This window comes from Clostridium sp. (assembly GCF_050717635.1).
Classification (GTDB): Bacteria; Bacillota; Clostridia; order Clostridiales; family Clostridiaceae; genus Clostridium_AD.
Genome location: NZ_JBOITO010000006.1, coordinates 17076 through 27105, shown reverse-complemented (window position 1 = coordinate 27105; position 10030 = coordinate 17076). Strand labels below are relative to the sequence as shown.

At 30.1% G+C, this 10030-nt stretch carries 10 protein-coding genes and 2 pseudogenes; 7 read left to right on the top strand and 5 right to left on the bottom strand.

The annotated features are described in order from the left end of the window. Positions 1-59: 59 nt before the first annotated feature. Positions 60-605 carry an AAA family ATPase gene (locus ACREWB_RS03250; RefSeq protein WP_431546052.1) on the bottom strand — a complete coding sequence of 182 codons (546 nt, stop codon included), beginning with the start codon at positions 603-605 and terminating at the stop codon, positions 60-62. A 194-nt stretch (positions 606-799) separates the two neighbouring features. Between ACREWB_RS03250 and ACREWB_RS03245 the strand changes: the two genes are divergently transcribed. The 4 genes from ACREWB_RS03245 (at position 800) to ACREWB_RS03230 (ending at position 2764) form a co-directional block, all read left to right on the top strand. Beyond that, positions 800-1123 (top strand): hypothetical protein, encoded by a 324-nt coding sequence (locus ACREWB_RS03245; protein ID WP_431546051.1) that lies wholly within the window; start codon positions 800-802, stop codon positions 1121-1123. Between the two features lie 84 nt (positions 1124-1207). Beyond that, positions 1208-1630: a YkvA family protein gene (locus ACREWB_RS03240; protein ID WP_431546050.1), complete on the top strand. Its 423-nt coding sequence runs from the start codon at positions 1208-1210 to the stop codon at positions 1628-1630. Between the two features lie 34 nt (positions 1631-1664). Next, positions 1665-1985: a quaternary ammonium compound efflux SMR transporter SugE gene (gene sugE / locus ACREWB_RS03235; RefSeq protein ID WP_431546049.1), complete on the top strand. Its 321-nt coding sequence runs from the start codon at positions 1665-1667 to the stop codon at positions 1983-1985. A gap of 32 nt (positions 1986-2017) precedes the next feature. After that, on the top strand, positions 2018-2764 hold the full coding sequence (locus tag ACREWB_RS03230) for a nitroreductase family protein (protein ID WP_431546048.1): 747 nt from the start codon (positions 2018-2020) through the stop codon (positions 2762-2764). A gap of 601 nt (positions 2765-3365) precedes the next feature. Here ACREWB_RS03230 and ACREWB_RS03225 read toward each other — a convergent pair. Further along, a complete protein-coding gene (locus tag ACREWB_RS03225) occupies positions 3366-3902 on the bottom strand; it encodes a biotin transporter BioY (protein WP_431546047.1) in 537 nt (178 codons plus the stop codon). A gap of 220 nt (positions 3903-4122) precedes the next feature. On the opposite strand from ACREWB_RS03225, the gene ACREWB_RS03220 reads away from it, so the two are divergent. Continuing rightward, positions 4123-4542 carry an MBL fold metallo-hydrolase gene (locus tag ACREWB_RS03220; RefSeq protein ID WP_431546046.1) on the top strand — a complete coding sequence of 140 codons (420 nt, stop codon included), beginning with the start codon at positions 4123-4125 and terminating at the stop codon, positions 4540-4542. Here ACREWB_RS03220 and ACREWB_RS03215 read toward each other — a convergent pair. After that, positions 4537-4929, bottom strand: a pseudogene (locus tag ACREWB_RS03215) (Ldh family oxidoreductase); the annotation flags it as partial. The gene ACREWB_RS03220 and the pseudogene ACREWB_RS03215 overlap by 6 nt on opposite strands. A 217-nt stretch (positions 4930-5146) precedes the next feature. Here ACREWB_RS03215 and ACREWB_RS03210 point away from each other — a divergent pair. Then, positions 5147-5452, top strand: a pseudogene (locus tag ACREWB_RS03210) (MerR family transcriptional regulator); the annotation flags it as partial. A 193-nt stretch (positions 5453-5645) separates the two neighbouring features. Here the strand turns inward: ACREWB_RS03210 and ACREWB_RS03205 are convergent. Beyond that, on the bottom strand, positions 5646-7211 hold the full coding sequence (locus ACREWB_RS03205; RefSeq protein ID WP_431546045.1) for an FAD-dependent oxidoreductase: 1566 nt from the start codon (positions 7209-7211) through the stop codon (positions 5646-5648). Positions 7212-7342: 131 nt separating this feature from the next. Between ACREWB_RS03205 and ACREWB_RS03200 the strand changes: the two genes are divergently transcribed. After that, complete coding sequence (locus tag ACREWB_RS03200) at positions 7343-8314, top strand: tocopherol cyclase family protein (protein WP_431546044.1); 972 nt, start codon at positions 7343-7345, stop codon at positions 8312-8314. Between the two features lie 217 nt (positions 8315-8531). On the opposite strand, the gene ACREWB_RS03195 is transcribed toward ACREWB_RS03200, so the two are convergent. Beyond that, the gene (locus ACREWB_RS03195; RefSeq protein ID WP_431546043.1) at positions 8532-10022 is read right to left on the bottom strand and encodes a zinc ribbon domain-containing protein; all 1491 of its coding nucleotides are present in this window, start codon (positions 10020-10022) and stop codon (positions 8532-8534) included. Positions 10023-10030 lie beyond the last annotated feature (8 nt).

Below are 10030 nucleotides of genomic sequence, written 5' to 3'. Positions count from 1 at the left end.
CTAAACATTTTGCTGAGAAATTTAATGTTAAAAAAGTAGCTTAAAAGCAAATATTAATGCTATTTTAAGCTACACAAGTATTTATACATAAGGGGTTGCAGGCATTTTTCTCCTGCGAAGTATGAGTCTATTAAATTAATTCCTTGCTTTCGAGCTAGAACTGATGCTAAGTCTATAATTTCAAGAACTTTGTTCATTGAAGCAGTTAAATAGGCTCTATTTTCAGCTAGTCTAGTTGCATAACGTAAAATTTTAATAATTCCATTCTTTGTAATGTGTAGAAGAGAATTTTCAGTAATATAGTGAGTTAGGAAACCTAATATCTTTTGTAAGTTTTCTTTTTCATTTTCTATTTGATGGTCAAACTCAGCTTTGATTTTAAATAATTCGTTAAAATCGTCATCGGTATTTAAAATAGAATAAGACATATTTGTTCCAATAAGGATGATTTTAACTTGCAGCGGAATGTCCTCAGGACTCACGTTAATGATGGGATATAATTCTAAATTAGATTTAGCATATTCTTCAACTTTTTTTATAATATAGCTTGTCTTGCCAGTACCACTTTCACCAGAAATAAAAATATTATATCCCTTCTTATCCATTGCTAGTCCTAAATTTATGTTGGATAAAGTAAAAAATAGAAGAATTCAGAATATTTAAATTAATTATATCATAATTTGTGATAGAGTATATTGGTGGTGCATATATTTATAAACTGTATGAATAGGATGATGGTTATACACCCTTAAAAATGATATACTAAACGTGTGGATAACTAAGAGGGAGTGGTATTATTATGAGTAATATATATATCCTGTTAATTGTTATAACAGGATTGTGCGTTATTCTGTATGGAATAACGAGAACAGAAACAAATTTTGATATGCTTAGATATGCTTTAACTACAGATACTAAAATTGAAAATAAGAAGAAATTTGTAAAAACTTATAAAATTAGCTCTTTAATAGTAGGGTTTTTATTATTAACGTTAAGTTTTTTATCCTATGCAGAGGTAATTTCCTTTTGGTATACGGCTTTATGTTTTCCTTCCATTATTTTATTTAAATCTATAATGAGAATGTTTATTCAATTTAAATATTTTAAAAGATCTAAAGAGTAAGTCACAAAAGCTATTTTAATAATAAAATATGATATGAGTTGAGTATTAATTTTAAAATGAGTTAAATAGAAGGAGGAGTAAAATATGAAAGAAAATAAAAAACTACACTTGAATAAACTTTCAAAAAAAAATACACCAAGTTCATTACTGAATAAAATAGTAAAAATATCACAAAAAGCTGGAATTAATGTAGTTTATGCTGGGCTATTATTATTCTATGTTCTACAAAAACCGTTTGTTCCGAAATGGGCAAAGGCCACAATAACTAGTGCTTTGGGTTATTTAATTTTTCCGGTAGATGTAATTCCAGATTTTACTCCAGCTATTGGATATTCAGATGATTTGGGCGTGTTAGCATTGGCGATTGTAGCAGTAGCTATGTTTATTGATGATAATGTTAAGAAGAAATCTAAAGTAAAGTTAAAAAGCTGGTTTGGAGAATATAAAGAAAGTATACTTAAAGATATAGACAATAGGATTAATGAAAACAGAAAGCCCATTAATTAATTATAAAAACACATAAAACTCGGAGGCAATGAATATGGAATGGTTATATTTAGTAGTAGCAGGAATTTTTGAGGTGGAATGGGCAATTGGATTAAAATATTCAAAAGGGTTTACAAAACTAATGCCTAGTTTATTAACTATAGTAGGGATGGTAGCAAGTTTCTATTTTTTATCATTATCTTTAAAAAAACTTCCAATAGGAACTGCATATGCAATTTGGACAGGTATAGGAACTGTTGGAACTGTAATTTTAGGTGTTGTTTTGTTTAAAGAACCTTTTAATATTATGCGTGTAATTTGTATTGCATTGATAATTAGTGGAATTGTTGGGTTGAAATTAATACCAATACATTAATTAAAAATAAAATAATTTAGGGGGGGTATTATATGAACGAGATTCTAAAACAAATAAAAGATAGAAAATCCATGAGGGTATTTGAAAACAAGCCTATTGCAATTGAATTAAAACAGGAAATATTAAATGCAGCATTTGAAGCTCCAACAGCCGGTGCAATGATGCTTTATAGTATACTTGATATTACTGATGAAAAATTAAAGAAACAACTATCAGTAGAATGTGATAATCAGCCATTTATTGCAAAAGCTCCTTTAGTACTTATTTTTCTTGCAGATTATCAAAGATGGTATGATGCTTTTGACTCCGAAAATTGCAATCCAAGAACACCAGGAGAGGGTGACATCCTTCTTGCCTGTGCTGATGCAATAATAGCTGCTCAAAACACAGTAGTAGCTGCAGAATCTTTAGGAATTGGTTCGTGTTACATTGGTGATATTATTGAGAATTGTGAAACTATTAGAGAGTTATTAGATCTTCCGGATTATGTTATACCTGCTGCTATGGTGGTTTATGGTTATCCTGTTCAGGCTCAAAAGAATAGGAAAAAGCCTGTGCGTTTCGAAGGAAAGTATATAGTTTATGAAAATAAATATCGCAGACTAACTGTGGAAGAGCATATAGAAATGCAAAGAATAAAAAATGAGAAGTCAGGATTTTTAAATAAAGATATTGGCGAAGATATTAAAGCTCTATGCAGCCGTAAGTATATGTCTGATTTTTCATTAGAAATGAATAGATCAGCATCTGAATATCTTAGGAAGTTTAAAGAAGAGTAATAATTTTAAAAAGAGGCGGAAGATATAGTACACATTTAATTTGTGGATAAGTATGTTGTTTTACGAAAGTGTTGTGGATAAATTTAAATTAGAAATTAAAAAAGGGTAAGCGATTGCTACCCTTTGAGTGAATTATTAGTTTTTATTGGGAGAGTACAAAACAACCTACCTAGCACCAACATAGATAATTTATTATATAGTTAACATCTTTCGACCTTAATTAAACAAATCACTACCACTGATGATGGTTCGTTCGACTATATGAAATATTTACACAACCATATATAACCTGTCGGCTATATATAATCATTACAACACTCGATATAATCTTCGCTTGACTTTGTACGATAGGTTGGAACCTTAATATAATAAATATTTATAAAACATCGACTATATTAACGCTTTTCCCAACCGTAGAAAATCGCCCTCTAATTTAATATAAATTATAATATATTAAATCTTTGGCTAACTTATATAATCATTAAATGGATATATAAGCTTTGGCTCAGTTGTTTTGTGCTCTACAATATTATGATAACCAAAATAATATAAAATATTCTTGTTAATTATTGCTATATAAAACAGAGGACATTAGAATCTTTTAATTTCTTTTTTGAACATTAATTTTCTTTGCAATAAATCCCGCTACAATAGCCTTTATTAAATCACCGGGTAAAAAGGGTAATACACCTACAGTAAATGCTTTATTAATCCCCATACCTGTAATATGTGAAAGCCAAGGGACTCCTAAAACATAAACAATTATAATACCCCCTATAATACAAGCAAATATCATACGAGGAATAGAATTGGACTTGCCACTTATTAAACTAATCACTATAGATGCAATTAGAAATCCTAGTAAATAACCACCCATAGGTCCGAAAATCACTCCAATGCCTGCAGTTCCACCAGCGAATACAGGAATACCTATAGCGCCCATTAATATGAAAGTAATTACGCTGAGACCTGCTTGAAGTGGTGTTAATACACATCCAGCTAGCATCACAGCTAGAGTTTGTCCTGTAATTGGTACTGGGCTAATAGGCAAAGGAATAATAAGATACCCTAAAACAGCAATTAGAGATGCGAATATAGCTGCATATAACATATCCCTAATTTGTAATTTTTTTAACATATAGAAACCTCCTTATTTGGATTGCAGATGATGTTTTAATTAAGTATAAAACACTGAAAAAGTATTGTCAACCGATTCAAATAAAGTGGTTGACAATACTTTTGACTGTTAATGGGTACTACTGAAATATATAAATATATTTCAGTAGTTTTTTAATATAGAAATCATGGTAAAATATTATCATAGAAATTAAAATAAATTATGAAAAAATGGTGATTTTATGAAAAGTGGATTAGAACTTATAGAGGAAATTAATAACTGTGTTTTGCAAAAGGGGAATATTGCATTTTGGTGGCTTGGACAAATGGGGTATATCGTGAAATTAGGAGAAACTGTTATTTATTTGGATGCGTTTTTATCTGACCATCCAGGCAGGAATATACCACCACTTCTTGGAGAGCAGGAAGTTATAAATGCAGATTTTATATTTGGAAGTCACGACCATATTGACCATATAGATAGACAAGCTTGGCACCGAATATCTTTGAGTTCTCCAAAGGCAAAGTTTGTAGTTCCAAAGCTTCTAATTGTGGAACTCTCAAAAGATATGATGATACCTTGCCATAGGTTTGTTGGCCTTGATGATGATACATCTATAATTTCTGAAGGACTAAAGATAACAGGAATAGCTCATTTATAAGTTGCAAATCTCATTCCATACTTTTTCATCGGCAACGATGCTATTTTTGCTGTTATCTTCGCGTGTTTGTGCTGTACGTTGCCCAGGATAATAAACTTTTCCACCATCTTGAATAGGCTCTGCAGTACCCAGATGATTAATAGTACTCTCAAGGATATTATTGATTTCTTCTTCGGTTACAAAAGTATGTGGATTAATAGTTATAAAAATCTGAGAGCACCCACCACACCCTTCTTTTCCTATCTTATCAAGTTCACTGGTTGGTATACCATTTGAAAGAACTGCAGCTACCATATCAAGTAAAATAGCAAGTCCAGAACCTTTCCAGTAGCCTGTTGGCAGAACTCTCATTGATTCTTTAATAGACCCAGGATCTGTTGTTAGGTTTCCATCACTGTCAAAGCTACCAACATATGGAAGCTGCTCTCCCTTTAATCTTGTTACTTCATAATCTTCACCTCTACTTTATTTTAGTTTAATTGTAGCATTTTATACAATTAAAGTTCAAGGTGCATGAAGAAGAAATATGCAAATTATCTTGAAAATGTCTATTGACATTAACGTTACGGAAATGTGTATAATAATCTTGTAAGGAGATGAACGTATGGAATATACAGTGCAAAAATTAGGCAATTTAGAGGGTGTAAGCACCAGAACACTTAGGTATTATGATGAAATAGAAATTCTTATGCCGGCAAGAATTAATTCGTCAGGATATCGAATTTATAGTGAAAAAAAGGTGGATAAGTTGCAACAAATACTGTTTTACAAAGAACTTGGGTTGAGTTTAGATAGTATAAAGGAAATAGTAACTGCACCTTCCTTTAATGCAGCTAATGCACTTAGAGAGCATCGTGAAAAGCTCCTTGAAAAAAGAAATCAATTGGATGTACTAATTATGTATGTGGATGATGAAAGATTCACAGCTTACTATGATAAAGATTAACCTGGTACGGCAGCTTTTTAAGAGATGCGATATTAATTTACACAGGAATGAAAAAGTTATAAAGAGTTTTTATGACCTTAAATATTACTAAAGGGAATTCACTATAAAGTGGACTCCCTTTAGTAATATATCATATTCTGAGGAACATATAGAACAATCAAATCATATTTGAGTCAATTGTATTATTACCTTCAGTGTAGTGATTTAAATTGCAAACAGCCGGACCCTCTATAATATCGCCTTCAAAAGTAAATCTTGAGCCATGACAAGGGCAATCCCAAGATTTTTCTGCACTATTCCATTTTAGTTCACACCCTAAATGTGTACAGGTTATATCAACAATATGTAACTCACTATTTTCATCTCTATAGGCACCATACCTTTCAGCGTCAATTTCTACAATCTTTCCCTCGTCATTTTTTAAATTGAAATTATATTGTCCCACTTGAAGTTTTCCTTTTATTAACTGCGTTGCAACATCAAAATTTTCCTTAACAAAGTTTTTGATTCCAGTGGTTGAATTATGGCGTGATGGGTTATATACTTCCGCGTAGGGGCTTTCATTTTTAACTATAAGATCTCTTATTATACCAGCAGCAGCTGTACCATTTGTCATTCCCCATTCTCCATAACCGGTTGCAACATAAATGTTTTCTGAGGTGGAAGTAAGATTACCTACATATGGTACACCGTCTAATGTCATATAATCTTGAGTTGACCATCTATATAGAAATTTTTCAACATTAAAGTTCTTTTCAGCAAAAGTTTTTAAATTAACAAAATGTTTAATCATGTCACTGCCATGAGCGGTTTTATGATCTTGACCTCCAATAATTATCATCTGGACATCCCTATATCTTTGCATACGAAAATACCAACTATCTTTTGCTGCGTCTATAAATGTTCCTTTTGGCAACTCATCCTTAATTATTGCAGATATTACATATGATCTTTGTGGGCGAAGTCTTGCAAAATATATTCCCAAACCATCATAAAAAGGAAAATGTGAAGCCAAAACAACTTTTGGGGCTATTACTTTAAATCCTGTGTCTGTTATGACAGTATATAAATCATCATGTTCTATATCTACAGCTCTTGTATGTTCATATATTTGACTGCCACTTCCAGAAATATTTTCAGCCAGTTTAAGGAGGTACTTCCTAGGGTGAAATTGAGCTTGATTTTCAAAGCATAGGGCACCCTCTACTTCAAATGGCAAAGCTAGGTTATCAATATATTTTGCTTTTATACCTAGGGCTTTAGCTGCTTCTCCTTCTGTTTTTAGAGTGTCTATATAACTTTTATCTGTTGTATATATAAAGGCAGGTAACCTACAAAAGTCACAATCAATATTATATTTATTGACCATGCTTTCAATGAAATCAATGGCTCCTTCATTGGCATCTGCATATTGCTTAGCCTTTTTAGATCCCATAGTGTTAATCAAATTATCATATATTATACCATGTTGTGAAGTGACGTAAGCAGTGGTGTGTCCCGTAGTTCCTTGAACTATTTTATCTGCTTCGATTAGTGCAACTTTATAGCCTTCATTTTTTAAAAGGAGGGCAGTTGTAATTCCAGTAATGCCTCCTCCGATAATTACAATATCCACTTTAATGTCTTCTACTAACGCTTTGTAGTTTGTCTCATCAGTTGAATCAAGCCAATAAGATTTTGGTGTTAAAATATTGCTAATATCTATATTATTTTTTTCGCTCATAAATTTACTCCTTTCCTTTAATATAATTAAATATATTTATTTTGTGTTTATATGGTAGAAAATATGTATATTTTTTGTACACTTACGCGAAAACTATATTAAAGGTATAATCAATGAAGGGGGAGATAGATATGTGGCTAAATAAAATTATACATCCGCTATTGTTTCAAGGAAATAATAAAAGTAAAGAATATTTTGAAGGATGGTACTATAAACAAGTTTCAAAGGATGAGAAAAGTGTTATAAGTTTAATACCAGGTATTAGTTTATTTAATAATGACGTTCATAGTTTCGTTCAGTATATATTTGTGAGTCTAGATATGAATAATAGGAAAACTATAAGAACAGGATATGTTAAATATTCTGTCAAAGATTTTAAATATAACAATAGTCCCTTTATGTTAAAGGTAGGAGATAATATTTTTACAGAATCAATGATATCAATTAATATTATAGATACTGATATACATATAGAAGGAACGTTAGAATTTGGTTCATTCACCCCAATAAAAAAGTCTATTTTATGTCCTAATATAATGGGTCATTTTGCATATATTCCTAAAATGGAATGTTATCATGGAATTGTTAGCATGAATCATTTGGTTAATGGAGTACTTAGGATTAATGATGAAGAAATAGATTTAAGATGCGGGAGTGGATATGTTGAAAAAGACTGGGGTACCTCTTTTCCGAAAAAATATATTTGGATTCAATGTAACAATTTTAAAAAGAAAGGTACAAGTATCTTTTGTTCTATAGCTCATATACCATTTATGGGGAAAAGTTTTCTGGGATATATAAGTAATTTGGTGATTAATGGAATGGAATCTAGATTTGCAACTTATAATAGTAGTCAATTAAAAATTGAGAGTATAACTAATGAAAAAATATTTTTATTATTAGAAAATAGTAAAGAGAAACTTATAATAGAAGCAAATCTAAAAGATCCAGGAGAATTAATTGCTCCACATCAAGGAAAAATGCAAAAAAAAATCAAGGAGGAGGTTTTAGGGGAAGTAAAAATTTCTTTATACAATAAGCAAAATAAAACTATTTATGAAGATACTTCTTGTATGGCTGGAATTGAAATTGTTGGTTTTTGACAAATTAGTGTTCGGTAATAATTTTTTTTTATTTTAACTCATTTAGTTTAGTTAATTCGGTTGTAATATCAAATGCTACATTTGTAGTATTGACTTTACCAATACTACAAATACAAAAGGGTATTGTATAAAACAACCCCAGCATTCCCTATCCAGCAGCAGTTAGATCAGAGTTTAGCATTTGAGATTCCTCACTAGATTCTGGCAGCGAAGTTTTTTAGCTAATTGATATACTATCAAGCTGATAACTTCCTGTATCTTCATTATATTTAACAGTATAAGTATATTTAAAAGTTTTAACAGAAGTAACCCCTTTATTATCGATACTATAAATTTCTTGTGTGTTTATAGTTCCGCTTTTATTATCGGAATTTAAATTATATGAAATCATATTTGATGAGCTTAAATATTCTTTTATTCCATTATTATAGGTGGCTGGAATATATTTTGCTTGTTCATTATAAAGTTTGCTTGATGGATATAAATAAGGTGCTACCCTTGAAAAATCATTGTAATTTACAGCATCAGCAAAATTATAAGTATAGTTATATATAAGTTGCTTTAGGTCGCTTTCTAAATAATTAATTGCATTTATAGCTTCTTCAAAGCTTAAATAAATGTTATTATCTTCAGGTTGTACAATATATTCCTGACTTTTTAGTTGTTTGCCGTTTTCTGTAACAATCGCATATACTTTTGTACCACTGCTTAAAGGTCCGAAATTTTTAGCATCTGCAACTTTAGCACCAGAATCTTTACCATCTACAAATATTTTAGCATCTGAATATTCGCTTTCTATTATTACATAATTAGTATTTGTGAGTGCATTTATAATTTCTTTTCCTGGTACAATATCTTCTTTATTAAAAAAATCCACAGCATATGACTCATTTAAAGATATATATTTCCCTTTATAATTTGCTATGAGATTATATTTACCAGGAATAAATGGCCCAAATTCTTTACTGAAATTATCTGTATCACTTTTTCCTAAATTTATGTCGTTTAAGGAGAATGATGCATCTTTTATACTAGCGTTAATTTGAATAAAGGATGATTTTATACCTATTTTATAGTTAGGAAAAAAAATAAATTTTTTACCTACAGAAACAATACTAAGCATATCTTGAGAATCATTTCTATTCTGGTCATATAAGTTTTTAGTTATTGATATGTTAATGGCTTCTTTATTAAGATCCTTAGTTACTATAGTTAAATATGATGGATTTTCCTTAAAATAAGAAAGTAGTGGGTCTATGGTCTTTTCATTTATTTCCAATCTATTGTCATTACAATATAATAGATTAATTAATTCTTTTTTATCACCTGAAGAAATTGCCTTTTGAAAATTTGAAACTACTTTGGAAGGCTGTGTAAATGAATAACCTAATTTAAAAAATATAATTGTTAACACGACTATAACGCAGGAACTCATAATACCAATTTTCATTTTTTTTGAAAGCACAAAATTATTTTGTGTAGGTAGATCAACAACTACATCTTGGGTATTATTAATATTATCATTGGTACTTTTACAAAGGTCATCATTAATATTTTCATCCGAATTTTCATCAATATTTTTATTAAGATTAATTTTCTTTTCTTTGTCTTTTTCATTTTCTTTTATAGGACTTAATTTATGACCACATTTATTACAAAAAGATTGTCCATTTCTAAGCTCGCTACCACATTGGGAACAGTATTTCATATTAAATC

Excerpts from the sequence above, each read along its gene's own strand:
- ACREWB_RS03250 (WP_431546052.1), bottom strand. The coding sequence starts at position 605 with ATGGATAAGAAGGGATATAATATTTTTATTTCTGGTGAAAGTGGTACT.
- ACREWB_RS03245 (WP_431546051.1), top strand. The coding sequence starts at position 800 with ATGAGTAATATATATATCCTGTTAATTGTTATAACAGGATTGTGCGTT.
- ACREWB_RS03240 (WP_431546050.1), top strand. The coding sequence starts at position 1,208 with ATGAAAGAAAATAAAAAACTACACTTGAATAAACTTTCAAAAAAAAAT.
- sugE (WP_431546049.1), top strand. The coding sequence starts at position 1,665 with ATGGAATGGTTATATTTAGTAGTAGCAGGAATTTTTGAGGTGGAATGG.
- ACREWB_RS03230 (WP_431546048.1), top strand. The coding sequence starts at position 2,018 with ATGAACGAGATTCTAAAACAAATAAAAGATAGAAAATCCATGAGGGTA.
- ACREWB_RS03225 (WP_431546047.1), bottom strand. The coding sequence starts at position 3,902 with ATGTTAAAAAAATTACAAATTAGGGATATGTTATATGCAGCTATATTC.
- ACREWB_RS03220 (WP_431546046.1), top strand. The coding sequence starts at position 4,123 with ATGAAAAGTGGATTAGAACTTATAGAGGAAATTAATAACTGTGTTTTG.
- ACREWB_RS03205 (WP_431546045.1), bottom strand. The coding sequence starts at position 7,211 with ATGAGCGAAAAAAATAATATAGATATTAGCAATATTTTAACACCAAAA.
- ACREWB_RS03200 (WP_431546044.1), top strand. The coding sequence starts at position 7,343 with ATGTGGCTAAATAAAATTATACATCCGCTATTGTTTCAAGGAAATAAT.
- ACREWB_RS03195 (WP_431546043.1), bottom strand. The coding sequence starts at position 10,022 with ATGAAATACTGTTCCCAATGTGGTAGCGAGCTTAGAAATGGACAATCT.